At 35.9% G+C, this 23882-nt stretch carries 24 protein-coding genes and 1 tRNA gene; 8 read left to right on the forward strand and 17 right to left on the reverse strand.

The window, feature by feature from the left end; all coding sequences use genetic code 11:
* Positions 1-11 precede the first annotated feature (11 nt).
* The gene (locus tag APB85_RS08845; protein WP_057483007.1) at positions 12-632 is read left to right on the forward strand and encodes an SOS response-associated peptidase; all 621 of its coding nucleotides are present in this window, start codon (positions 12-14) and stop codon (positions 630-632) included.
* Here APB85_RS08845 and APB85_RS08850 read toward each other — a convergent pair.
* Positions 629-1030 (reverse strand): hypothetical protein, encoded by a 402-nt coding sequence (locus APB85_RS08850; RefSeq protein WP_057483008.1) that lies wholly within the window; start codon positions 1028-1030, stop codon positions 629-631. The two genes, APB85_RS08845 and APB85_RS08850, sit on opposite strands and share 4 nt — an antisense overlap.
* A gap of 424 nt (positions 1031-1454) precedes the next feature.
* Positions 1455-1528: transfer RNA gene (locus APB85_RS08855), tRNA-Met, on the reverse strand.
* A gap of 182 nt (positions 1529-1710) precedes the next feature.
* Here APB85_RS08855 and APB85_RS08860 point away from each other — a divergent pair.
* The gene (locus APB85_RS08860) at positions 1711-2100 is read left to right on the forward strand and encodes an START-like domain-containing protein (protein WP_057483009.1); all 390 of its coding nucleotides are present in this window, start codon (positions 1711-1713) and stop codon (positions 2098-2100) included.
* Between the two features lie 51 nt (positions 2101-2151).
* Positions 2152-2997: an aminotransferase class IV gene (locus APB85_RS08865; RefSeq protein ID WP_057483010.1), complete on the forward strand. Its 846-nt coding sequence runs from the start codon at positions 2152-2154 to the stop codon at positions 2995-2997.
* Here APB85_RS08865 and APB85_RS08870 read toward each other — a convergent pair.
* The 5 genes from APB85_RS08870 to APB85_RS08890 form a co-directional block, all read right to left on the reverse strand.
* Positions 2994-3554, reverse strand: a complete 561-nt coding sequence (locus APB85_RS08870; RefSeq protein ID WP_057483011.1) for a YqgE/AlgH family protein — start codon at positions 3552-3554, stop codon at positions 2994-2996. The two genes, APB85_RS08865 and APB85_RS08870, sit on opposite strands and share 4 nt — an antisense overlap.
* A 121-nt stretch (positions 3555-3675) precedes the next feature.
* Complete coding sequence (locus APB85_RS08875; protein ID WP_057483012.1) at positions 3676-3948, reverse strand: HU family DNA-binding protein; 273 nt, start codon at positions 3946-3948, stop codon at positions 3676-3678.
* Between the two features lie 185 nt (positions 3949-4133).
* On the reverse strand, positions 4134-5081 hold the full coding sequence (fmt, locus tag APB85_RS08880; protein WP_083482232.1) for a methionyl-tRNA formyltransferase: 948 nt from the start codon (positions 5079-5081) through the stop codon (positions 4134-4136).
* Positions 5081-6982 carry a RecQ family ATP-dependent DNA helicase gene (locus APB85_RS08885; RefSeq protein WP_057483014.1) on the reverse strand — a complete coding sequence of 634 codons (1902 nt, stop codon included), beginning with the start codon at positions 6980-6982 and terminating at the stop codon, positions 5081-5083. Before APB85_RS08885 ends, fmt begins: the two co-directional genes overlap by 1 nt.
* Positions 6983-6987: 5 nt before the next feature.
* Positions 6988-7524 (reverse strand): AAA family ATPase, encoded by a 537-nt coding sequence (locus tag APB85_RS08890; RefSeq protein WP_057483015.1) that lies wholly within the window; start codon positions 7522-7524, stop codon positions 6988-6990.
* A gap of 84 nt (positions 7525-7608) precedes the next feature.
* Here APB85_RS08890 and APB85_RS08895 point away from each other — a divergent pair, with 84 nt between their 5' ends.
* From APB85_RS08895 to murA, 3 genes are all read left to right on the forward strand, one after another.
* Positions 7609-7902 carry a DUF493 family protein gene (locus APB85_RS08895; RefSeq protein WP_057483016.1) on the forward strand — a complete coding sequence of 98 codons (294 nt, stop codon included), beginning with the start codon at positions 7609-7611 and terminating at the stop codon, positions 7900-7902.
* A 279-nt stretch (positions 7903-8181) separates the two neighbouring features.
* Positions 8182-8829: a DUF4290 domain-containing protein gene (locus APB85_RS08900; RefSeq protein ID WP_057483017.1), complete on the forward strand. Its 648-nt coding sequence runs from the start codon at positions 8182-8184 to the stop codon at positions 8827-8829.
* Between the two features lie 17 nt (positions 8830-8846).
* The gene (murA, locus tag APB85_RS08905; protein ID WP_057483018.1) at positions 8847-10160 is read left to right on the forward strand and encodes a UDP-N-acetylglucosamine 1-carboxyvinyltransferase; all 1314 of its coding nucleotides are present in this window, start codon (positions 8847-8849) and stop codon (positions 10158-10160) included.
* Positions 10161-10270: 110 nt separating this feature from the next.
* Here murA and APB85_RS08910 read toward each other — a convergent pair whose 3' ends face one another.
* Positions 10271-11731, reverse strand: a complete 1461-nt coding sequence (locus APB85_RS08910; protein WP_057483019.1) for a hypothetical protein — start codon at positions 11729-11731, stop codon at positions 10271-10273.
* 105 nt (positions 11732-11836) lie between these two features.
* On the opposite strand from APB85_RS08910, the gene APB85_RS08915 reads away from it, so the two are divergent.
* Together APB85_RS08915 and APB85_RS08920 are read left to right on the forward strand one after the other, a co-directional pair.
* On the forward strand, positions 11837-12598 hold the full coding sequence (locus APB85_RS08915) for an MBL fold metallo-hydrolase (RefSeq protein WP_057483020.1): 762 nt from the start codon (positions 11837-11839) through the stop codon (positions 12596-12598).
* Between the two features lies 1 nt (position 12599).
* Positions 12600-13097, forward strand: a complete 498-nt coding sequence (locus tag APB85_RS08920; protein WP_057483021.1) for a hypothetical protein — start codon at positions 12600-12602, stop codon at positions 13095-13097.
* Here APB85_RS08920 and APB85_RS08925 read toward each other — a convergent pair.
* The 9 genes from APB85_RS08925 to APB85_RS08965 form a co-directional block, all read right to left on the reverse strand.
* A complete protein-coding gene (locus APB85_RS08925) occupies positions 13094-13753 on the reverse strand; it encodes an alpha/beta hydrolase (protein WP_057483022.1) in 660 nt (219 codons plus the stop codon). The two genes, APB85_RS08920 and APB85_RS08925, sit on opposite strands and share 4 nt — an antisense overlap.
* Positions 13754-14080: a DUF4870 domain-containing protein gene (locus APB85_RS08930; RefSeq protein ID WP_057483023.1), complete on the reverse strand. Its 327-nt coding sequence runs from the start codon at positions 14078-14080 to the stop codon at positions 13754-13756. It abuts the gene before it with no gap.
* Between the two features lie 44 nt (positions 14081-14124).
* Positions 14125-15375, reverse strand: a complete 1251-nt coding sequence (locus APB85_RS08935) for a dihydroorotase (RefSeq protein ID WP_057483024.1) — start codon at positions 15373-15375, stop codon at positions 14125-14127.
* Positions 15376-15465: 90 nt separating this feature from the next.
* Positions 15466-17388 (reverse strand): BatA domain-containing protein, encoded by a 1923-nt coding sequence (locus tag APB85_RS08940; protein ID WP_057483025.1) that lies wholly within the window; start codon positions 17386-17388, stop codon positions 15466-15468.
* A 43-nt stretch (positions 17389-17431) separates the two neighbouring features.
* Positions 17432-18634, reverse strand: a complete 1203-nt coding sequence (locus tag APB85_RS08945; RefSeq protein ID WP_057483026.1) for a sensor histidine kinase — start codon at positions 18632-18634, stop codon at positions 17432-17434.
* 40 nt (positions 18635-18674) lie between these two features.
* Complete coding sequence (locus APB85_RS08950) at positions 18675-19886, reverse strand: sensor histidine kinase (RefSeq protein WP_057483027.1); 1212 nt, start codon at positions 19884-19886, stop codon at positions 18675-18677.
* A 59-nt stretch (positions 19887-19945) separates the two neighbouring features.
* Complete coding sequence (locus tag APB85_RS08955) at positions 19946-20710, reverse strand: TIGR02757 family protein (protein WP_057483028.1); 765 nt, start codon at positions 20708-20710, stop codon at positions 19946-19948.
* A gap of 5 nt (positions 20711-20715) precedes the next feature.
* Entirely contained in the window at positions 20716-21390 is a 675-nt protein-coding gene (locus APB85_RS08960; protein WP_057483029.1) for an ABC transporter ATP-binding protein, read from the reverse strand.
* 50 nt (positions 21391-21440) lie between these two features.
* Complete coding sequence (locus APB85_RS08965) at positions 21441-23879, reverse strand: DUF5916 domain-containing protein (RefSeq protein WP_057483030.1); 2439 nt, start codon at positions 23877-23879, stop codon at positions 21441-21443.
* Positions 23880-23882: the final 3 nt, after the last annotated feature.

The raw sequence follows: 23882 nt of genomic DNA on the forward strand, positions 1-23882 counted from the left end.
AAATTCGAACTATGTGCTATAGAGCTAAACTCAATGCTAAACTCAGTGCTATAGAGCGAACTTTAGAGGCAAGGTTTATAGAACCCGAAGCCTATAAACCACAACTGGAGATCAATGCGTTTACATTTTCAAAAACTCCAGTGATTTCAGATGAAAACCAAGGGGAAATCCAAATGTTTAATTGGGGATTAATACCTTTTTGGGCCAAAGATGATAAAATCAAAAAAATGACACTGAATGCTAAAATTGAGACTATATTTGAAAAACCATCTTTTAGGAATTCAGTGAAAAAACGTTGCTTGATTATTGCTGATGGTTACTATGAATGGCAATGGAAAGATCCCAAAGGAAAAGACAAACAAAAGTATCTAATTACACCAACAGATCAAGAAATTTTTGCATTCGCAGGAATTTATTCTAACTGGATAAACCCACAAACAAACGAAGCTCTTAATACTTATTCCATTGTAACTACGGAAGCAAATGAATTAATGGCTGAAATTCATAATAATAAAAAAAGAATGCCAGTAGTGCTAAAACAAAAGGATCATCAGGCCTGGCTAAATGGTCAGGATCATTCTAATTTTGCATTTCCCTATGAAGTACCATTAATAGCAACTGAAGTAGCTTAATTTTCTTTAAATCGTCTCATTTTAGATTTTGTTTCCAAAAATTTTTTTTCAAAAGATTCAGTAGGTAAATATTTTTCTGATTCTACTTCAAAATATCTCAACCGTCCACTAGCAACTTCCTTGCTTACATTTATATCATACATAAGCTTTTTTAATTGTTCGGTAATTTTGTCTTTCCAGCTTGTTTTATCTCCCGAATAAATAGTATAACGAATAAATATGTTTTCCACATCGTCCATTATCCAGGTTACTACAAATAAATCGATAAGATCCTTTCTTGATCCAATTCGCTTTCCCGAGAAGAAATAATCAAAACTATATTCAGCCATATCAGAGTTAATATTCGCTTTATCAAAAAAATCAGTTCTTGAAAATTCTTTTAATGGTAATTCGTACATAATTTTTTGAAATAGTATTTTATTTCAAATATAGGAATAAATCCAAAATTAGGAATATATCCATTTTAAATAATAGTATACCTCTTGTGGCATCAAAATAATTGTAGGTTATACAATGCGTCACAAGGCCTGTATTTTAGAATTTTCCGATGGTAAAGGGATGTATTTGATAAAGTTTAATTTTCGAAGAAGGCGGAAAAATATCCTCTATAAGGAGTAAAGGAAATCATTCAGAAAGTTATGGTCAGGTATGCGAGGTGGTTGTGAATGAATAAACATAAAACTTAATTTCATTGGCTACCAAATGGCAATATTGAAAATTTTTTTCAACAATTTTTATGCAAAATTCTTCATTCTGTACTTATTCTGTACTATGTGTAAAAATAAAAAGCTTCACATCTCTGTGAAGCTTTGATTTTACTAGTAGCGAGACCGAGATTTGAACTCGGGACCTCCGGGTTATGAATCCGACGCTCTAACCAACTGAGCTACCTCGCCATAAATTACCGTAAAACGCCTGCTGGCGTGACTTAGCTAGCATTAACACTCATTGTGAATGCGGGTGCAAATATATAAACATTTTGTTTTGACGCAAACATTATTTTCTAAAATATTTATTTTGTTTTCTTTTTATCCTTCCAATTAATATCTATATTGCCCGAAACTAATTAAATCTAAAAATGGAAGATAAGATCAAGTACGAAATGGAATTTCCCATTCACGCTTCTCCTTCATTGTTATACCAATATATATCAACCCCTTCAGGATTAAGTGAATGGTATGCCGATAATGTAAATTCAAGGGGCGAATTGTTTACTTTTATTTGGGAAGGAAGTGAAGAAAAAGCCAAATTGGTAAGCAAAAAGAGTGATGAGCGCGTAAAATTTAAGTGGCTGGATGATGAAGACACTCCATATTTTTTCGAAATAAGAATTCAGGTAGACGAAATTACAAAAGACGTTTCAATAATGATTACCGATTTTGCCGAAGATGAAGATGAAATGGAAGAAGGCAAAATGTTATGGGAAAATATGATTTCAGATCTTAAACAGGTACTAGGATCGGTTTAATATTTCTAAGATAAACATTACCTTTGCCCCGTTCTAAAACGGGGCTTTTTTATGATAAATCTAGACGGAAATTTAGTAGAGGAAAATAAAGCATCACTTTCGATAACCAATCGTGGATTTGCCTATGGAGATGCTGTTTTTGAAACCATTCGCGTAATTAGCGGAAAAATAATGTTCTGGGAAGATCATTATTTCAGGTTAATGGCTTCAATGCGCATCATGCGAATGGAGATTCCTGCAAATTTTTCTCCTGAATTTCTCGAAGAAGAAATTTTAGATCTAGTAAAAGAAAATGGCCTGGATACCACTGCAGCGCGTGTGAAATTTTCGGCCTATCGTAAAGAGGGCGGCTACTATAGACCTGCTACTCGTGAAATTGGATTTATTATTACTACAGAAGAACTTGCAGACGCATTTTATTTGCTGAACGAAGAAGATTATGAAGTTGAGCTCTTTAAAGATCATTATATAACCAGTGGATTATTTTCTACCATTAAATCGAATAATCGCGCTATTAATGTTCTTGGAAGTATTTTCGCTTCAGAAAACGGGTATGAAAACTGTTTCCTGATTAACGAAAAGAAAAACGTAGTGGAAGCCCTTAACGGAAATCTTTTTCTCGTAAAAGGTGATAAGATCAAAACCCCACCGTTAACAGACGGTGCATTAAACGGGATTACCAGGAAAAAGCTGCTTGAAATAATTAAGACCATACCCGATCTAACTTTAGAAGAAACTTCAATTTCTCCTTTTGAGCTTCAAAAAGCCGATGAATTGTTTATCACTAATGTGATTACAGGAATTCAACCGATAACTAAATATCGTAAAAAGAAATTTGAGAATAAAATAGCTAAAGATCTGCTTTCAAAATTAAATGTAAAAGCAAGATTAGGTTAATTATAGCTTGGGTTTTCTGGTGCGTTAGACCATAATATATATTCTCCGCCCAGTTGCATCATTTTATCTTTCCAAAAAGAACGGTAAGGACGCTCTATAATGTCTTTTGTATCTTCATTGGTGGTAATGATCCAGGAATGTGAATTTAGTTCTTCGTTTAACTGGTTAGCGTCCCAACCGGAATATCCCAAAAAGAATCGAATCTCTTTTTCGCTAATTAAGCCTTGATTAATTAGTTCTGTAACCACATCAAAATTGCCACCCCAATAAATGCCATTCGCTATTTCTACGCTTTGCGGAATAAGATCTGGTATTTTGTGAATAAAGTAAAGATTGTCCTGTTCTACCGGGCCGCCGTTATAGATCTTAAAGTTAGCAGAGAGATCGGGAACAAGATCTTTTAAAGTGAAGTCCAGCACTTTGTTGAGTATAAAACCTACAGAACCCGCCTCAGAATGCTCGGCAAGTAGCACCACAGAGCGGTTAAATGCAACATCTCCAATTATAGATGGTTCTGCTACCAATAGATGGCCTTTGGTTGGTTTTAAAGCGATCATTTTAGCGTAGTTTTACTCTAAGCTACCATTTATTTAAAAAAAATCAAATAAAATGCTAAAGTATTTTCATTAAAAAAGCCTCCCATAGAGGAGGCTTCCAATGTTTTACTAATACAAATTATTAGTTTACAGCTTTTTGTAAATCTGCACCGGCTTTAAATTTCACTACATTTTTAGCAGCAATTTTAATAGTTTTTCCGGTTTGTGGGTTTCTTCCTTCACGGGCAGCTCTTTTAGAAACTGACCAAGATCCAAATCCTACTAAAGAAACGCGATCTCCTTTTTTAAGAGAACCTTCTACGTTTTCCAAGAAAGATTCCAGGGCTTTTTTTGCTGCTGCTTTAGAAATTCCAGCATTTTCAGCCATTGCGTCGATTAAATCTGTTTTGTTCATAATTTGAATTTTAAATAAATTGTTGGTTAAACATTCTGTTAAATTGCTCTACAAATTTATATGGAATTCTCGGCCGTGCAAGTAATATCAAGGGAAATGCAGGATATTGTTAATAAGTCGGTCATTTTGTTAATAAACAAGTCTCGATTTAGTTGATTTTTTACCGTTTCAGTAACCATAAGGCCTTAGAGGAATTTTGCTCCTTTTGAAAAATCGTAACCGTTTAAAAGCGATTTTACATCCATCTTTCGTTTTCCGGGAAGTTGTAATTCTTCAATTATAAGATAACCTCCCTCTGTTGCTACCTTCAGCTTTTTATCTTCAACTAGAATACTTCCATTTTCTAAAGAATGACTGGCAATTTCTTTTTTACAATGATAGATCTTAACTTTTTCTTCTTTTCCATGGTTAAACAAAATAGACCAGGCTGCCGGATAAGGGTTGAGCCCGCGAATTAGGTTATAGATTTGATCTAATGAATCGTCCCAATTAATCTTCGTATTCTCTTTATTAAGCTTTGGCGCGTCTTTTAGTAACTGGTCAAATGGCTGCGGAGTGGGGGTGAGGTTACCTTTCTCTATAAGCTCCAAAGTTTCAACTACCACTCCAGCTCCTAATTCCATTAGCTTATCATGGAGTTCTCCAACGCTTTCTTCTGCAGCTATATTTATTTCCTTCTGAAGGATCATTGCTCCAGTATCAATTTTTTCATCTAGAAAAAAAGTAGAAACGCCGGTTTTTTTCTCGTTATTGATAATAGCCCAGTTAATTGGCGCCGCACCCCGATATTGCGGAAGCAGGGAAGCATGTAGATTAAAAGTGCCAAATTGTGGCAAATCCCAAACCACCTTAGGTAACATTCTAAAAGCAACTACTACCTGTACATTGGGATCTAGAGCTTTTAATTCGTCAATAAAAGCTCCATCTTTTAGATTTGTTGGCTGCAACACTTTTAAACCTTTGCTTATCGCGAATTTTTTAACCGGGCTTTCCTGTAATTTTCTTCCTCTACCTGCGGGTTTATCGGGAGCGGTAATTACACCAACTACATTATAATTTGCGTCTAATATACTTTCCAGGCTGGCCACGGCAAAATCTGGCGTGCCCATAAATACTATTCTCAATGATCTCATTAATTATTAATTTTATAGCTATTCCCTGATTCACGGGAAATTAATTCTTTATCTAATAATAAGCGTAATACTTCTAAAACCTGGTCTTCCGGATAATTTATTGCTTCAGTAAGTTCGCGGGAAGAAGCTTTAGAGGTTTTTAAAACTTTCATAATTTCCAGGTAAATAGCGTTTTTAAGCTCCCTGGTTAGCGGTGCTATTTGTTTTTGACAAACCGAACAAATACCGCAGTTTTCAGTTTTTTCCTCTCCAAAATAAGCTAAAAGTTGTTTACTGCGGCAAATTTTATCGTTTTCTAAATAGCTTAAGACCGCATCAATTTTTTCTTTTTTAGATTTATTATGCTGTTTTATGTAGGGTGCAAGCGGAAAAATAACCGAATCGTCTTCCCTTGGAACCAAAAATAGCACAGTAGCATCATGTTCGGCATAAACATATTCCAAAACCTGGACTTTTTCTAATTCTTCAAGATATTTAAGTGCTGTTCTTTGATCGGTATTAGATTTTTTGCAAACCGAAGCCAGATCTATATTCGTTTTGTTTTCTAAAATTCCGCCATAGGTTCTTAAAAGAGCCTTGACAAAGTTTTCGTATTTCTGGTTCTGGTCTAAATAAAACTGAAGCTGTTTTCCTGAAACCGTAAAATGTATACTTGTTTTTTTATGAAATTCCTTTGAAAGTTTTAATACGCTGCACCGGTCTAAAAGCTGAAGTACTTCGTAAGTTTTAGAAAACGGAAGTTCATATTGAGCACAAAATTCAGAAAAACTAAAATTATGTTCGGTTTGCTCCCCTTCGCCATAAGCGATCCTGAAATAGGTGTTTAGTTTTTTATAAACCAGTTTTACATCTTCCAGCTGCGGTAAATTTGCAAGGAACTGATTTTTTAAAATAGGAATATCGCTCTTATTGGTTAAAATAGTGGCGATCGCTTTTTTTCCATCTCTCCCGGCACGGCCGGCTTCCTGAAAATAACTTTCTAAAGATTCCGGAAGATTAAGATGAATAACCTGCCGTACATCGGCTTTGTCTATTCCCATTCCAAAAGCGGTGGTGGCCACCATGATCTGATGTTTATTTTCTAGCCAGTCGCTAAGTCTTTTCGTCTTTTCTTTTGGTTGTAATCCGCCGTGAAAGGCATCAGCTTTAAAGTTTTTTTTATTTAATAGATCAGCAATTTCAAGGCTGGCTTTCCGACTTCTTACATAGATTATCGCAGGCTCGTTTTTGTTATTCAATAGTTGATCCAGGCGATAATATTTATCTTCAGCTTTTAGTACATTATAAGCTAAGTTGGCCCGGTAGAAGGAGTCTTTGAGGACTTCTATATTTTCAAGTTCCAACTCTTTCACAATGTCTTTAACTACGCCCGGGGTTGCAGTGGCGGTAAGCGCAATAAATGGTGTGCTGGGTTTTAAGTCTTTTAATTGAGAAATATTGCGATAAGCCGGTCTAAAATCATGACCCCATTGCGAAATACAGTGGGCTTCATCTACAGCAATAAGGTTAACATTCATCAACTTAATGCGTTCCTGCACTAGATCTTGTTGAAGCCTTTCAGGAGATAAATAGAGAAATTTATAATTTCCGTAGATACAATTATCAAGAGCAGCATCTAGATCGCGATAGGTCATTCCGCCGGTTAAAGCCATTGCTTTGATACCTTTTTGCTGAAGCGCGTTCACCTGGTCTTCCATTAAAGCCACAAGAGGAGAAACTACTATACAAATTCCTTCCTGCATTAACGCAGGGATCTGGAAGCAAAGCGATTTTCCGCCTCCGGTAGGCATTAAGGCAAGCACATTTTTTTGCTCCAGGAGTTTCTCAATTACGGGTTCCTGCAGCGGCCTAAAGGACGAATGTCCCCAGTATTTTTTTAATATGTGATGTGCATCCTGCAAATAGCTTATTCAATTTGATTTAAAATAAACTGAGTTCTTTCAATAATTGAGGTTTTAGGGACTTCAATGGGGTTGTAACCGTAAGTTTTATATGTTTCAAAAAGATATTTTGAAATTAGACTGGCTTCTTTAAAAGATTCGTAACGCTCGTTATCACTCTGATAAATTTCCTCCCAGGGCGGTAAAAAGAATATTTTATCGTAAGTATATTCTGTACAGGCATCAGTAAAATATGTAGAATACTCTGTTTTAAAATAATCCATATATGCCAAAACATCTGGAATGCCGCGATCTATAAATATAGTAGAAGTAGGGATCATATCGGCTTCCCTGTGCTGAATTTTTCGTCCTTCCAGTAACTTTTCGCTAAATAGCACTGGTTTTTCGAGAAATAACTGAGCAATTCCCTGTTTTTGTGCTTCTAAGGTTACCTGCCGGGAAATCTCATGCAGGCATTCGTGCCCGTGTTTTTCCAGTTGGCGAATTATTGAAGACTTCCCTGTACCGGGGCCGCCGGTAATTACTATTTTTTGTTTTTTCACGCTGCAAATTTCGACATTTGAAATTGATTATAAAAATGTATTCAATCCATGTATCTTTGCAAACTAAATTTAAGTTAGAAAATTATGAGTGGAGCGAAAGATCAGGAAGAGTTTTATAGCAAATTAAAGTCGCAATTGCAGGAAACATCTCTTTGGCCATCTGAGTATCTTTATAAATTTATAGTACCAACAAAGTCAAATCAGGTGAAAACTATTGAAGATATTTTTGATAATATGGGAGCTGTAATAACTACTAAAAAATCAAAAAAGGGAACGTATATAAGCACTTCTGTAAATGTGCGAATGAAAAATCCTGATGCTGTAATTGAAAAATATAAGGAAGTTGCAAATAAAGTGGAAGGAGTGATTTCCCTTTAATCAATCTAGAAACAGTTGTAAATTATATTAAGCTAGTTCTGAGGAAAGAAATAAGTTTCAATTTCCTGAGCGAGCTTTAAATGGCCTTATTTTTTAAATTCTTAAAAATTTTATCTATCCCGATAATATTTAGTATTTTGCAGCGATTAACTTCTACAGTAAATTACCTCTCGGGGAAGCCTATGAGGCATTAAAGGGAAGATTTTTTGATTTTGAGCCTGAGCTCAAAGTATTTAAGTCTCGATTATCGAGTAAAGTATCATCTTATAAATTTCAATTTTGACACACGCATTAGAATATAACTCCGAAAGGAGCCACTTAATTATTCCTGAATACGGAAGACATCTTCAAAAAATGGTAGAGGAAGCCGTAGAAATTGAAGACGATAAAGAACGTAACCAGGTTGCGAAATCTATAATTGCCGTAATGGGTAATATGCAACCGCATCTACGTGATGTGCCAGATTTTCAGCATAAATTATGGGATCAGTTATTTATAATTAGTGATTTTAAACTTGATGTAGAATCACCTTTCCCTAAGCCTAGTAGAGAAATGCTGGAAGAGCGACCTGAAATGTTAGGTTATCCGCAGAATTTCCCAAAATATCGTTTCTACGGAAACAATATTAACCGTATGATCAACGAGGTTAAAGATTGGGAGGAAGGCCCTTTAAAAGAAGGTTTGGTTTTGACGATAGCCAACCATATGAAGAAATCTTACCTAAACTGGAATCGTGATGCAGTAGAAGATGATGTGATCTTTGAACATCTTCGTGAACTTAGCGGCGGTAAAATTAATTTAAAGAATGCCGACGAAGATCTTAGCGATGCTTCCAGTCTTGTTAGAAATAAGAAGAAACACAGCAGTAAAAACAATCATCCTAAAAAGTCCAACCGCAAAGGTGGAGGTGGACGTAAGCGCTACTAAAAAAATACTTTACTTTCATGGGAACTTTCCAAATTGAAGGCGGGCAGCAACTTAGTGGAGAAATTCAGCCGCAAGGAGCCAAAAACGAAGCCCTGCAAATTCTTTGTGCCGTATTATTAACTTCAGATGAAGTTGTTATCAATAATATTCCAGACATTCTGGATGTAAATAAATTAATTCAGCTCCTGGAAAACCTTGGAGTTAAGATCAAAAAGCTTGGAAAAGGAAGTTATTCTTTTAAAAGTGATGATCTAAACCTTGATTATTTAAGCAGCGAACAATTTAAAAAAGACGGTAGCGGTTTACGAGGATCAATAATGATCGTAGGGCCACTTTTAGCAAGATTTGGTAAAGGTTTTATTCCTAAGCCGGGTGGAGATAAAATTGGTAGAAGAAGACTGGATACACATTTTGAAGGATTCATAAAACTTGGTGCTAAGTTTAGATATAATAAAGAAGAGCGATTCTACGGTGTTGAAGCACCAAATGGATTAAAGGGAGACTTTATGCTTTTAGAAGAAGCTTCAGTTACCGGAACCGCCAATATAGTAATGGCTGCCGTACTTGCCGAAGGAACTACTACTATTTATAATGCAGCCTGCGAACCTTATTTACAGCAACTTTGCACCATGCTAAATTCAATGGGCGCTAAAATTAGTGGTGTTGGTTCTAATCTTTTAACTATTGAAGGAGTAGAGTCTTTAAAAGGTTGTGAACATCGAATTCTTCCAGATATGGTAGAAATAGGTTCCTGGATTGGGATGGCTGCAATGACCAAAAGCGAAATTACAATAAAGAATGTTCGCTGGGATATGCTGGGTATTATTCCAACTACCTTTAGAAAATTAGGAATTACCATTGAGCGCAGGGAAGACGATATTTTTATTCCTGCACATACAAATGGCTACGAAGTACAAAGCTTTATAGATGGTTCTATAATGAATATTAGTGATGCGCCGTGGCCGGGATTTACACCAGATTTATTGAGTATTCTTCTGGTAGTGGCTACACAAGCTCGCGGAAGTGTACTAATTCATCAAAAAATGTTTGAAAGCCGTTTATTCTTTGTGGATAAACTGATAGATATGGGCGCAAAGATTATTTTGTGTGATCCGCACCGTGCTACAGTAATTGGCCATGACTTCCAGTCGCAGTTAAAAGCTACTACAATGACTTCACCAGATATTAGAGCAGGTATTTCTTTGCTTATTGCAGCGCTTTCAGCTAAAGGAACTTCTACGATTCATAATATTGAACAAATAGACAGAGGTTACGAAAATATAGATGAACGTCTTAAAGCCATTGGCGCCATAATAGAGCGAGTGGCTTAAGGTCAAATTATTAAACCATAGATCTCCGAATAAATTTCGGATAATCATTAAACATAAAAAATCCGGATGATGATTCATCCGGATTTTTTTATGCGCTAAAGTGTAGGAAACTATACTTCAGTTTCTGCTTTTTTCTTATTTTCCTTATAATGAAAAAGATTATGCTCTTTAATCATTCTAGTAGTTTTTTCGGGTAACATATCTTCCCAACCTTCTTTTCCTTCACTAATCATTTGAAGTACTTCCCTGGAGTATATGTCTAGAATATCAGGATTGTAATTTTCTATATCCTCAACTCTTCCGTTATATTTAAAGAATTTATACAATTCTTTCATTCTAGGATGCACTTTAAGATTATCACTGGTAGTGATTTCTCCGGTTTCAGGATCTTTAAGAGGGTAGAGGTACACCTTAAGATCTTTAAAGAATAATTTTCCGAAGGCTTCCAATATTCCACCACTTAAATGCCTGTAATATTTCTCATCAAATACATCAACAAGATTATTCACACCCATACCTAAGCCCATGCGTTGTTTAGAATATCTTGAGAAGTATTCAACCACACGGTAATATTCCTGGAAATTGGAGATCATTACGGTTTGTCCCAGAGAACATAAAAGTTTTGCCCTGTCCATAAAGTCACGTTCATCAATTTCACCTTCGGCCCTGAGGTTAGATAAGGTGATTTCAAAAATAACTTCGGTGTTTTCTTTTTCAACCTTGCTCTCCTTAAGGAATAATTCAAGCGAACGCTCGTACATATCCATATTAACCTTAGTCACCGGTCTAAAACTTCCGCGGAAAGCAAGAATATTCTTTTTATAAAGAATTTTAGCAGGCAGAACATTATTTCCATCAGGCGCAAACATTACGGCATCTGTCATTCCGTTTTTTACCAATTGTAAACTCATTAGGCGATTGTCTACACCTTTAAATCTAGGTCCGCTAAAGTTTATGGTATCAATCTCTATTTGATCTTTATCTATATGATCGTAGAGGTAACGTAAAAGTTTCTTTGGATTATCGTATTTGTAATAAGCACCATAAATAAGGTTTACACCAAGTATTCCTAAAGTATTTTGCTGGTGACGTGCGTCATTTTCGTGAAATCTTACGTGCAGGCTTATTTCATTGTAATCTTCTTCCGGGCTTACCTGGTATTTAATGCCTACCCATCCGTGACCTTTATATTTTTTTGCAAAATCTATAGTTGCAACGGTATTGGCATAACTAAAGAAAAGTTTATTAGGATGTTTTTCGCGGGAAATTCGCTGTTCAATCAAGCCAATTTCATGAGAAAGCATCTTTTTTAATCGCGCTTCAGTTACATATCTCCTGTCATTTTCAACTCCATAAATAGCATCACTAAAATCTTTATCGTAAGCACTCATAGCTTTCGCAATAGTACCAGAAGCGCCTCCAGCTCTAAAGAAATTCCTTACAGTCTCCTGGCCGGCACCAATTTCAGAAAAAGTTCCGTAGATATTTTCATTTAAATTAATGCGAAGTGCTTTACTTTTTATAGAAGGAACATTTTCAAATTCCTTATCGCCCATTATTGTAATTGGCATAATTTTTCTTTTAAGTGTGATTTCTTTTTGTGTATACCAAAGGTACTAAAAACGGTAAGGTATAGAAAAAAATTATCTTTACTTTTGCGGGAAAACATATAATTCTTGGAAGTAATATTTTTAGGCACAGGCACCTCTCAGGGAATTCCAATAATAGGTAGCAAGCACCCAGTATGCCTTAGTGAAAATCCAAAAGACAAGCGTTTGCGGGTTTCGGTTTTGGTAAAATGGGAAGGCAATAATATCCTTATTGATTGTGGCCCCGATTTTAGGATGCAAATGCTTTCTAATCCTATAGAAAACCTGGATGCGATTTTGTACACGCACGAACACAATGATCATACCGCAGGTTTAGACGATATTAGGCCATTTTTCTTCCGGCAGGGAGATATTCCGGTTTTTGCCCATAAACGGGTACTGGATTCCTTAAGAAAGCGCTTTGAATATATTTTTACTTCAACCAACAAATATCCCGGAGCTCCAGGGGTAATTGAGCACGAAATTGTAAATAAACCTTTTTATTTTAACGATCTAAAGATCACACCAATAGATTATAAGCATAATCGCTTACAGGTTTTTGGATTTAGGCTTAAAGATTTCGCTTATCTCACCGATCTAAAATCTATTGAGGAAGAAGAAGTACAAAAGCTTGATGGTGTAAAGGTTTTGGTAGTAACCGCCTTAAGAATTGAGCCACATCATTCTCATTTAAACCTTGAAGAAGCTTTAGAGTTTATAGAACGGGTAAAGCCAGAAAGGGCCTATTTAACCCATATTAGCCATTTGCTCGGCTTTCATGATGAAGTTCAGGAACAACTACCGGAAAATGTATTCGTTGCCTTTGATAACCTAGAAATCACTATTTAAAATGCGTAAAAACTTATTACTCTACCTTTTTATTTTTTCTCTTTTGTTTACCATTTTTATTTATGTGAATGATAAGAAGATCCTTGATTCGAGAGATGCTGATATTCAGGATTTAAAAGGAGAGGTAGAAAGACTTGAGTTTGAAAATGACTCTTTAGCTGAACTAAACGAAAATACTGGCTATTTTTCTTTGATGGATAATGAAGACGCCATGAGCTTTTTTGAAAATAGAGGAATTGAAGCGGTAAATGTTTCTGAAGCTATAGAGAACGAACTCATGAGTCAGAATAAAGTAGATGCCGATAACTCTTATGTGCCTTTCGCTGGAATGGAAGGTGATATGCGCATAAATAAGATCAAGATTCTAAATCATAAATGGGTTATCGCCGATTTTACCGATGGTAAGTATTGGGGCGAAGTATTCTTTACTTATGAAATAGATGAAAATGGAGAATTAGCGTTAAATGCAGAAAAGTCATTTCTCTATCCTGCAAATTAGATTCTTTTTTTAAGCCACTCCCGCAATTCATAAAAATTTTGTGGTGCCACACCGTGGCCTACCGGGAATTCTGAATAGCTGTTTTCAATCTTAAGCTCGTCTAATACAGGTTTGGTTTTTCTTGCCCATTCTACAGGAATAACCTGGTCTGCCGAACCGTGTGAACAATAAAATGATAGGTTTGAAAAATCGTTTTTCTCAAATCCTGGTTTTATAATCCCCTTGTTGATATAACCGCTTAGTGCAGCTATATTTTTCACTTTTTCCGGGTAGGAGAGTGCTACTGCATAACTTAAAATACTGCCCTGGCTAAAGCCTAAAAGGGTAACATTTTTAGCATCTAAATGATAAGCTTCTACCGCTTCATCTATAAAATCAACGATTTTTTCACGAGATTCTTTTGCCTGCTCATCGTCGCTAAATTTTCCATCCTGGTTATCCCAATGGATTGCATACCACGCATTACCGTAAGGTTGCATCGCGTAAGGCGCTTTTACTGAAATCACGAATAACTCATCTGGTAACTCTTCAGCAAAAGAGAAAAGATCGTTTTCATCGCTTCCATAGCCGTGCAGCATAATAAGCATTGGCGGCATTTCAGATTCTATTTTGGGTTTTCTTATAAGATGTTGTAGGGAAAGTTGTTTGGTATTCATTTATTGTATTGTACTAAACCATTTTTGAAAATATGCACCAAGAATTGGTACTTCTTTTTGTTCGCCCTGTATGGCGGTTACCAGCCCGTAAATGCCTAAAACGGCGATAAAAATATAAAAGGCCGATGAAATTAGCCAGCTGTCAAATAAGCCCACCAGGACTCCCAACACGTAAAAAGTCACGTGTATTCCTAAAGCCTGCCTAATGTGAAAGGAGGCAAAAGGATTTTTATGCTCATTGTTCATAAAATAGGCTATAATAGTACCTATAATCGTGAGATAAGCAACTATAGCTGGGGTTTTTCCTTCTTCGGCCACTGTTTTCATAGCTGGTTTTCTATGTTGTAAAGGTATTAAATTTATAGCGAAATTTATAAACCGAAATCCCCCGCTTTGGTAATAACTCCTAAAGCTTTTCCCTGAAGTGAAGAGTTTTTGAAAATACTGTTCTTAGAAGTTGAAAAAATATGAGCTTCGGTGAATTCATATTTTTCCTTCGGAATAAATAGGGTTAGATCTGCTGCATTGCCTTCTTTAATTTCTATATCTTCCAGGCCAAAACGTTGCTTTCCTTTTGTTAATACTTCAATCACTTCTTCCGTAGAAAAAATAGTACTTAAAGCGCCAAATGCCGATTCTAAACCAATAGTCCCATATAAAGCATTATCAAACTCCACTTTTTTGTGCTCGGTGTCAATTGGAGTGTGATCGCTGGTTAGCATATCTATAGTCCCGTCTTTTATTCCCTTTATTAAGGCTTTTATATCTTCTTTGGTTCTTAGCGGTGGCAAAACTTTAGCATTAGTATCAAAGTCTTGCAAAAGTTCATCAGTAAAGATTAGATTATGAATGGCTACACTACAACTAACATCCAAACCTTTCTTTTTGGCTTCCTTAATTAGCGCCACCGATTTCTTAGTTGAAATTGTAGGAATATGTAGTTTTCCACCGGTGTACTCCAATAAATAAAGGTCTCTTGCTATTTGTAGTTCCTCTGCGAGATTAGGAATTCCTTTTAAACCCAGCGAGGTACTGCTTTGCTCTTCGTTTACCATTCCTTTCCCGGCAATGCGATCTTCCTGCGGAAAAGATTGCACCAGCGCATCAAAATTTTGAGCATATTGAAGTGCAATCTTCAGTAGATTAGGATTTTTAATCGCTCTTTTATAATCTCCAAAAGCTACGGCACCGCCTTGTTTCATATCATATAGTTCGGCTAGATCTACACCTTCACCTTTAACAGTTAAAGCCCCGATGGGAAATAATTTAACCGGGTGATGCGCTGCCTTAGATTTAACCGAAGTAATCGCACCATTATTATCAATTATAGGGTAGGTATTGGGATTTAAGGCAATACTGGTAAAACCACTTCTAGCGGCAGTATCTAGTCCGTTTGCAATGGTTTCACGCTCTTCAAAACCGGGTTCTCCAAAACTTACGCTACTATCAAACCAACCCCTGGAAATATGAAGATTTTCTTCATTAATCACTTTATCGACCTCTGTGGAAATGTCTTTGGCAATCTGTTTAATAATTCCATTTTCAATTAAAATATCCAGCTTTTTATTGTTGTAAACCGATTGTTTATCAATGATAGTGGCCGATTTTAAAAGTAGTTTCATTTCTTTATAAATTTAATCCCAATGTGGGAATTTATTACAGGCTTATAATCATTTCCCTGTATATTTTTTGAGTCCAATATCGTGCTGATTTCACTTAAGAAACCTTAAGAGTAGCATCTCTACAATTAGAAATAACAATGCAAAAATAACAAAGCTTTTCCAAAGCTCGTGGCTTTGGCTGGCTACTTTTAGTTCATTAAAATAAGCACCTATATTTTGATGAATTTTTATGTTTTCTGTTTCTTCTGGGATGTTATACTCAAGTTCACTCTCGCTTCTGGGAGAATTAAAACTCAGGTAAGTCTGTTTCTCGCCCCTATATTCTAAAAAATAATTTCCTGACGGAATTTTAAGTGAATTCGTCTTAATTTCAACATTATCACCAAGAGATCGTTGCTGGGGAATAAAATCTTCGGTTTCTGAAACTAAATGAACTACTTCGTCTTGGTGGGTTTGAAGCGGAATTTTAATTTCGATGTCTTTGCCTGTTTCGTAATATAGGTCTGGGCTTTTTAAAGCGCTAAGCCCTACATTATAAAATACAGGAACTATAAGTGGGGAATTTCTGAAATTAGAATTTTCATTATTCAGCGGTGCCGAGAATAGAAAAACTCCATTTCCTTCCGCTAGAAAACCTGAATTATTCTCAAAAGAAATTACGTTATTTCCATTTTGGATTTCATAATAAGTCTGCACTTTGGGATAATCGAAATTTTCAACTTTTTCGTTGAATACACCAGCGAGTAAAGGATGATCAAAAGCAAGTTCGGTAATTAAGGTTTCTTTGTTTTTCAATCCAGAATATAAAGGAGCATTTAGCTGAGTAAGGAATTTATTGTAAGAATTGAGATCACTATTTCCTGAAGGAATTATTACCAGCGGCACTGCCTTACTATGAAGGTTTACTAAATTAGTTTTTAAAGCTGCTGAGACTGATTCCAATTCGTTAAGAATTACAAGATCGGCAGTGTTTAGTTTATTAAAATCGAGCTGATCTATTTCAAATATTTCTGTATTAAACTCGGGAGGAGTAAGAATACGATTTAAGAAAGTAGCATCTGTATTTGCAGTTATAACCACCACCTGGGCAGGGTTTGGTTTATAAAAGCTAAAAAATAACGTATTGTCGTATTCCAGCGCAGCATCTTCAATTTTTATCATTCCATCTTCAATTTCTTCTGCATTAATTTTAAAACCGGCTTGCGCGCTTTCATTTTCCTGAAAACTCACCGCAGGTTTTGCCAAAAGATCTTCCCCGTTATAAACTGATACACTTATGCTTTCTGAATAAGCAGAGGAACTGTTAAGCAGCACCTGAAAATTAATTTCATTAGCTTCCCGATTGCTAATAAACATGGAATCTATACTTATATTCTGAGTGTTTTCGGGAACCAGGGGAATAAAATGATAGTTAGTAGGAGAGTCTATTGATCTATCTAAATTTAAATTTTGCTGAAAATCGGAAATAAAAATAAAGTCTTTGTCTTTAGCAGAAGCCTTTAACAGCTGATTTGCTTTTAGTTTTAGAGTGTTGAAATCTAAAGGATTTTCGGCAAAACCAAGATTTTGAAGTTCTGCAGTTAATTCTTGCGCAGAAAGATTTCTAAATTCATCATTATGCGTAAATAGACTTATTTCTTCATTTTCAGGAAGGCTTTTAATCAAATCCTGAATCGCAGCTGCGAGAAGCTCGCCATTTTGTCCAACGGCTTGCATACTATAAGAATTATCTAGAAAAACGACTTTTTCGCTCGAGGCAGCTTCTGGATCTTCTGCAGGAAAATAGGGTTGGGCAAAAGCAAGGATCAAAAATGCAAGCATCAGCATTCTTGTAGTTAATACCAGCCATTTCTTTAATCGAGAACTTTTTCGGGTTTGGCGGATAACTTTTTTGAGAAACTTTACATTGGTAAAATCTTCTTTTTGAAATCGGCGGAGTTGAAATAAATGAACAGCCAGTGGGATGATTAGTAAAAACAGGGCATAAAGAAGTTCCGGCTGTTTAAATTCCATAAAGCTTTAAAAAGTTTATCAAATATAGGAAATGGAATTTAAGCTAAGGGCGTTTAATTTTGAATTTAAAAGTGCTGCCTTCACCTATTTCAGAAATTACATCTATAGAACCCTGCATTTGCTCTATATGCTTCTTAACTGTTGCGAGGCCAATGCCACTGCCATGATTTCCGTCCCTATCTTGTGCATCTAAAGTTGTAAAGAGTTTAAAGATTTTATCAATATCTTCTTTTTTTATTCCATTCCCGTTATCGCTTACGGCAAAGCAGTAATAGGAATCTGTAGTTTTAAAAGTGATATCTACTTTTCTCTGGTTTTTTTTATTGTATTTTAAAGCATTACTAATCAAATTCATAAAAACCTGACTGAGTGCAGCTTTGTTTACCTTTTTTAAATGCCCTTTATCGGGATACGTAATTTGTACATTTTCTTCTAAGCTATATAGATCGGTGATTTTTTTTAGTAGCGTAGGGAGGTGCACGTCTTCAAAATCTTTTTCCAGAATGTGATCACTGCGGTAAAATTTTAAAATTCCATCGACATAATTACGCAGGGAATATGATGATTCTACTAGAAAATCAAGATACTGCCTGCTTTGGTCATCCAGTTTTTCTTTATTTTCGTCTTTGAGCAATTCGGTTAAAGAAATGATATTGGCTAAGGGTGATTTGATATCGTGCGAGACCAGGCTGGCAAATTTCTCTAACTCTTTATATTTCTGCTTTAATTTTCGCTGAACGTGTTGAAGTTTAGTTTTGTGTTTACGCGCCTCGAAAAGGTTCATACACTGGTTGGCTAAAGCCAGTAAAGACTTCTTTTGCTCTGTATCTAACTTCCTAATTTTTGTATCGAAAATGCTGAAGACCGCTATGGCGTGGCCATTTGCGTTTAATAAGGGCACACCGGCATAAAATTGATAATTGCATTGATAAACTCCTTTAGCCTGCTCAAAGAATTCGGGATGATCTTTACTGTTAATGCTAAAAATTTCTTCTCCAGCCCAGATACTTTGTTCGCAGAAGGAGTTTTTTCTTGAGATTTCGTCTTGCTCTACGCCATATACAGATTTATACCAGATCTTATTTTTACCTATTATACTTATCTTAGCAACAGGAACCTGGCAAATTTTCGCCGCCAAATAGGTAAGCTGATCATAATCTTTGTCTTCTCCAGAATTAAAAATAGCATATTCTGCAAGAGCTGCCCGGCGTAATTTTTCTTTTGAAGAAATATATTTTTGCTGCATACCTTTTGCCAGTTTAGCTTTATATTAAAAAGTATATTGTCTAAAGTTTTCTTCTAATCGAAAAATTAAAACGAGTGCCTTTACCCACTTCAGACTTCATTTTTAGGTTTCCGCCCAAATTACTTACCAGTCTTTTTACGGTAGATAAACCTATCCCATTACCTTTATTTCCAGAACGGTCGCTTTTTGCTACAATGGTAAATAATTTAAAAATATCATCTTCTTTCTCTTTTGGAATGCCTATACCATTATCCTTTACACTGAAATAATAAAAATCGGGAGTTTGAGAAAATTCGATATCGATTTTAATTTTTGGTTTGTCGTTATATTTGAGGCTATTACCTAACAAGTTTAAAAAAATCTGTTCCAGTGCCGCCCGGTTAGAGCTGATTATAATATTTTCTTCCGGAAGATTTATAATGCAATCTTCTGTAATATTTAGTAGGTCTATAATCTCTTCCAGCAAATGATTAACATCGAACTCTTCATTGTTAGAAGCAGCAATACTATCGCTTTCATAATGATCAAGAATACCATTAATATAGCCGCTAAGCCTTAATCCGGCTTGTTTGAGGTTTTTTAAATAAGATAAACCTTCCTCTCCTAATTTCTCTCCAAACTTTGCCTTAAGAATATCGGCGGTGATAATCATATTTGCCAGGGGCATTTTCATATCGTGAGAAACCACACCGGCAAAATCCTTAAGCATGGCGTTGTGGTCGTTCAGTTCCTTTTTTACGTTCTCCAGGTAATCGTTTTTCCGGTTTAATTCTAAGAGAATCTCCACTTGTTTGGCAAGAGATTTCAGGGCTTTTCTTTGATCTTGATCTAATTTGTTTGGTTTGGTATCAATCACGCAAAGCGTGCCCAGAGCCATTTTATTAACGTCTTTTAAAGGCATTCCGGCGTAATATAGAACAGGATCATTTTCGGAGAGCACAAAGGGATTGTCTTCAAAACGCTTGTCCAGCCTGGTATCTTGTACTTCCATTAACTCCTCCGGATTTAGGATAGCGTGACTGCAAAAAGAAATGTCACGATCTGAGGTGCAGAGATCGGTGCCATATTTAGATTTAAACCATTGCTCGTGCTCGCCAACCAAAGAAATTAAGGAAACCGGTGTCTTGCAAATAAAGGAAGCTAACTGGGTAATATTATCGAATTCTTCCTGGGTAGGAGTATATAAAATGTTAGCATCCTGAAGCGCTTTCAGTCGTTGACTTTCGTTTTCTGGAATCGCAGGACGTAACATAAATGTAAAATTGAATTAAATCAAATTTAACAAAATTAACGGACGATGTTAAATTTTTACTAATATTTTTCAAAAACTCCCAGGCCAAATAAAGCGAAGTCATATTTTACGGGATCGGAAGCATCAAGTTTTCTTAACGAAGTATCCAATTCGGCTAAAGCTTTTGCATCGTTAGCTTTTCTTTTTAAAAGTTTTAATTTTCTTGCCACGTTTCCCGAATGCACGTCTAAAGGGCAACTCAATTGAGATGCATCGAGTTTTTCCCATAATCCAAAATCTACCCCGGTCTTATCATTTCTTACCATCCATCGTAGATACATGTTAATTCGCTTGGCTGCGGAGTTCTTAAGGGGATCACTCACATGTTTTTGCGTTCTGGCCGGATGAGGAATTTCAAAAAAAACCTTTTTGAATTCATGAATAGCCGGTTGTAAGGATTTTTTTTCAGCATTTTCAGTGAAGACATTTTCAATACCGCCGTGGTTTGTATAGATATTCTTTAAAGCTGAAATAAAATAAAAAAGATCTGTTTCATTGAAAGTACGATGCACAAATCCAGACAGATTTTCAAGATCGCTTTCAGAGTGATTCAATATGAAATCATAGGGACTGCGATCCAACATTTCCATTAAACGATTAGCATTTTTAAGAATGCTTTTTCGGTTTCCCCAGGCAATGGTCGCCGTAAGAAACCCGGCAATTTCAATATCTTCTTTTTTACTGAATTGATGCGGAATTTGCACCGGGTCGGTAGCTATAAATTCAGGAGTATTGTATTGTTCGGCTTTGAAATCGAGAAAAGATTTGAGTTCACTTTTTTTCAAACTGGTTAAATTTCCTTTTTATCAATAATTTTTCCATCCTGCATCGTGATTTTCCTGTCGGCCATATCAGCAAGTTCCTCGTTATGGGTTACAATGACAAAAGTTTGTTCAAACTCATCCCGAAGCTTAAAAAATAACTGGTGAAGATTTTCGGCAGATTCACTATCTAAATTTCCCGATGGCTCATCGGCAAAAATTACCGCGGGATTATTTATCAATGCCCTGGCTACCGCAATACGTTGCTGTTCGCCACCACTAAGTTCCCCGGGTTTATGGTTGGCCCTGTTTTTAAGTCCTAAGAAACCTAAAAGCTCTTTGGCGCGTTCTTCAGCTTTTTCTTTTGGAGTATTGTGAATATAAGCAGGGATACAAATATTCTCTAGTGCCGTAAATTCAGGTAATAACTGGTGAAACTGGAAAATAAAGCCAATATTCTTATTTCTGAACTTAGATAGTTCTTTTGAAGAAAGTCGGTAAATATTGGTATCGTTGATCTGCAGGGAAGATTCCTTATTTTTTTCGGGTTTATCTAAAGTCCCTAAAATTTGAAGTAAAGTGGTTTTCCCGGCTCCAGAAGCTCCCACTATAGAAACAATTTCGCTTTTTTTAATATGAAGATCAAGACCTTTTAGAACGTGAAGGTCTCCGTAGTATTTATGAATATTTTTAGCTGAAATCATTTCTTCTATTTAGGCCCGGAAAATTAGCCAAATTAAGGAAAACCCCCAAGCTAAGAATTGAATATGTTTTTGACCCGGTTATAATCTACGTAATATACAATACGCAAGCTAATATTATGTCTTGCCGGCCTGGCGAAAAGATTATCCATACTTTGCTGAAAGTCAAGATCACTCAATTCATCCTGGTTAAAAATTGAGTTTCTGTATAATAAAATGGCTTCACTACCGGGTGCAAATTGCCAGCGATAACTTAGATCAAGATTCCAAATATTAAAATTAGCATCGGGATTATAATTTTCTTCAGGGTTATAATCTACAGCCGATAAACTGCCGTCTTTATTTAATTTTGAAAATTTATCTTCTTCAAATTGAGCAACTGACCAAAAATTACGAAAGCTTAAGTTTAAACCCTGCCGTGTGGTAAAATTATAATTTGCCTGTAGCGAGTTTTCAAAACTTCTCATATCTCTGTTCCCAAAAATAATATCGCGAGGTTGAAGGGTGACAAAACTGGGACGATTGATCTCATTGTCATATTCAAAACCATAAATTACCAGGAATTTATTACTTATTCGAACCCTGGGCTTAAAGATAAAATTGAATCTTTCGCGAGAATTCTCACCAAAAACCTGGTAAGTAGAGCGAATATCTAAAGCTAATTTCTTTCTATAATCTGAAGAGATCCAGGCATTCCCGGTAATATTTGGCTGGTAAGTGATAAAAGTGTTCTCTCTGCGCGGTTCAAAAAAGTCTTTAAAAGCTGAATTCACTTCTGCAAAACCACCAAAAGCAAATCTATCCCTCGTCATTGCAAATATGCTTGCACCGCCGCCGGTGGCTACATTAATATCTGGCCGGTACCTGCGTTGATGATTGCCATACAATTCTATATTATACTGATTGAAAATTCCGCTGGGTTCAAAAATTTGATAGGAAGTGTTGAGGTAAAAGTTGTTGTAATTATTGGTGAAACTAATTCCAAGATCGTTAATGTCATAGGTTTCGTTGGCTAATTCGTGAGAAATGCCATACCTGAAATTGCCTTTAGTTCGGTTCAATGAAAATTCAGAAGCAAAGCCGGTTTCATTTTGTCCAGCTAAATTTACATTACTCATTTTTGCTTCCCCTGTTACATTAAAGGAATTCGATCTATTAAAAACATCAAATAGAAAGCCAGTTACATTTCCATCTCTAAAATGTCCCTCTCTTGTAACATTCGTATTTATTAAAGTGATAGAAGAATTCTTATTAAAACGCTGGTCCAGGACCAAAATATTATAATTAGCTAGTGGTTCGGTAACTTTCTCGCGATTATTACCGGTTATGGTGTCTCTAAAAATTGCTTTAGTTTCAGCCGTAACCGCATTAAAAAAACCAACTCCAAGGCCGCGCTCTGTTCTTCCCGAAACTTTTAATGCATTTAGAAGATCTGTTCTTACCGGGTTTTCAAGAATTTCTTCATTTTCAAGCTTTTCACGTTGTGCGTTGTTAAATCCTATAGGTGTATTTCCAACTCGTCTGGAATAAAAGAGATCTCCTTTTGTAAAAAGCTCGGTTCCTTCAGTAAAAAAAGCACGATTTTCCCCAAAGATTTGTTCAAATGGGCCCAAGTTAAGTTCTACGTCATCGTAAGCAGTTTGACCAAAATCCGGAACCAAAGTCATATCTAAAGTAAAAGCTTTGCTAATCCCGTATTTCACATCTAAACCTGCATTGAAATTAGTCTCGGTTTCCCCATCAAATCTATCTACTTCAGCAGAAGTATAAGGGTAGAAACTCAATCGGGTAGGAGGATTTATATTTCTTATTCCACTAATTAAGCCTGTTTGCTGACTCATTTGCCCTACGGCTTTGTTTACATAATTCCAGGTGTAACTTTCATTTTTATGAGAAATTTGCCTTAAAAACTGAATTCCCCATTCCTGTTCTTTACTCTCTGGAAATCGTAGCGCAGCATAGGGAATTCGCATCTCTGCGTACCAGCCATTTTGATCCTGGGAAACCGCTGCATCCCAAACAATATTAAAACCAAAATCTGTATTCTCACCTGTTATTTTGGCATCGGCACGGGTACCAGCCGCTGTTACCGCAAACCTAATTTGATTTTCACCATCGTCGTAAGTATTAATATCTACCTGAAAATAATCACTTTGTTCCAGGTTATCTCTTTGTGTAAATTGCCTTACAATTTTTTCAGGATTTTTATCAATCAAAGTAGCGGCGATATATAGTGCATTATCATCATAAATCACTTTAATCGTAGTTTTATGAGTTTCAGGAATTGGATCGCCATCTCCGGGGTAATACATTACAAAGTTATTCGCCGCAGGCGCTTTATCCCAGGCCTGATCATCTAACACTCCATCTATTATAGGAGCATTTTGCGTTGCTACGGCTGTATAATTTTTACGCTGAAGGCTGTCAATTTGAGCAAAAATTTGATGAGTAAAAATGAAGAAAATTGAAATAAACCAGAATTTCGAAAGCATTAA

This window comes from Salegentibacter mishustinae, assembly GCF_002900095.1.
GTDB classification, from domain to species: domain Bacteria; phylum Bacteroidota; class Bacteroidia; order Flavobacteriales; family Flavobacteriaceae; genus Salegentibacter; species Salegentibacter mishustinae.

What these genes read in the sequence shown, in the direction of transcription:
- APB85_RS08845 (WP_057483007.1), top strand. Translation starts at nt 12, where the DNA reads ATGTGCTATAGAGCTAAACTCAATGCTAAACTCAGTGCTATAGAGCGA.
- APB85_RS08850 (WP_057483008.1), bottom strand. Translation starts at nt 1,030, where the DNA reads ATGTACGAATTACCATTAAAAGAATTTTCAAGAACTGATTTTTTTGAT.
- APB85_RS08860 (WP_057483009.1), top strand. Translation starts at nt 1,711, where the DNA reads ATGGAAGATAAGATCAAGTACGAAATGGAATTTCCCATTCACGCTTCT.
- APB85_RS08865 (WP_057483010.1), top strand. Translation starts at nt 2,152, where the DNA reads ATGATAAATCTAGACGGAAATTTAGTAGAGGAAAATAAAGCATCACTT.
- APB85_RS08870 (WP_057483011.1), bottom strand. Translation starts at nt 3,554, where the DNA reads ATGATCGCTTTAAAACCAACCAAAGGCCATCTATTGGTAGCAGAACCA.
- APB85_RS08875 (WP_057483012.1), bottom strand. Translation starts at nt 3,948, where the DNA reads ATGAACAAAACAGATTTAATCGACGCAATGGCTGAAAATGCTGGAATT.
- fmt (WP_083482232.1), bottom strand. Translation starts at nt 5,081, where the DNA reads ATGAGATCATTGAGAATAGTATTTATGGGCACGCCAGATTTTGCCGTG.
- APB85_RS08895 (WP_057483016.1), top strand. Translation starts at nt 7,609, where the DNA reads ATGAGTGGAGCGAAAGATCAGGAAGAGTTTTATAGCAAATTAAAGTCG.
- murA (WP_057483018.1), top strand. Translation starts at nt 8,847, where the DNA reads ATGGGAACTTTCCAAATTGAAGGCGGGCAGCAACTTAGTGGAGAAATT.
- APB85_RS08910 (WP_057483019.1), bottom strand. Translation starts at nt 11,731, where the DNA reads ATGCCAATTACAATAATGGGCGATAAGGAATTTGAAAATGTTCCTTCT.
- APB85_RS08920 (WP_057483021.1), top strand. Translation starts at nt 12,600, where the DNA reads ATGCGTAAAAACTTATTACTCTACCTTTTTATTTTTTCTCTTTTGTTT.
- APB85_RS08925 (WP_057483022.1), bottom strand. Translation starts at nt 13,753, where the DNA reads ATGAATACCAAACAACTTTCCCTACAACATCTTATAAGAAAACCCAAA.
- APB85_RS08930 (WP_057483023.1), bottom strand. Translation starts at nt 14,080, where the DNA reads ATGAAAACAGTGGCCGAAGAAGGAAAAACCCCAGCTATAGTTGCTTAT.
- APB85_RS08935 (WP_057483024.1), bottom strand. Translation starts at nt 15,375, where the DNA reads ATGAAACTACTTTTAAAATCGGCCACTATCATTGATAAACAATCGGTT.
- APB85_RS08940 (WP_057483025.1), bottom strand. Translation starts at nt 17,388, where the DNA reads ATGGAATTTAAACAGCCGGAACTTCTTTATGCCCTGTTTTTACTAATC.
- APB85_RS08945 (WP_057483026.1), bottom strand. Translation starts at nt 18,634, where the DNA reads ATGCAGCAAAAATATATTTCTTCAAAAGAAAAATTACGCCGGGCAGCT.
- APB85_RS08950 (WP_057483027.1), bottom strand. Translation starts at nt 19,886, where the DNA reads ATGTTACGTCCTGCGATTCCAGAAAACGAAAGTCAACGACTGAAAGCG.
- APB85_RS08960 (WP_057483029.1), bottom strand. Translation starts at nt 21,390, where the DNA reads ATGATTTCAGCTAAAAATATTCATAAATACTACGGAGACCTTCACGTT.
- APB85_RS08965 (WP_057483030.1), bottom strand. Translation starts at nt 23,879, where the DNA reads ATGCTTTCGAAATTCTGGTTTATTTCAATTTTCTTCATTTTTACTCAT.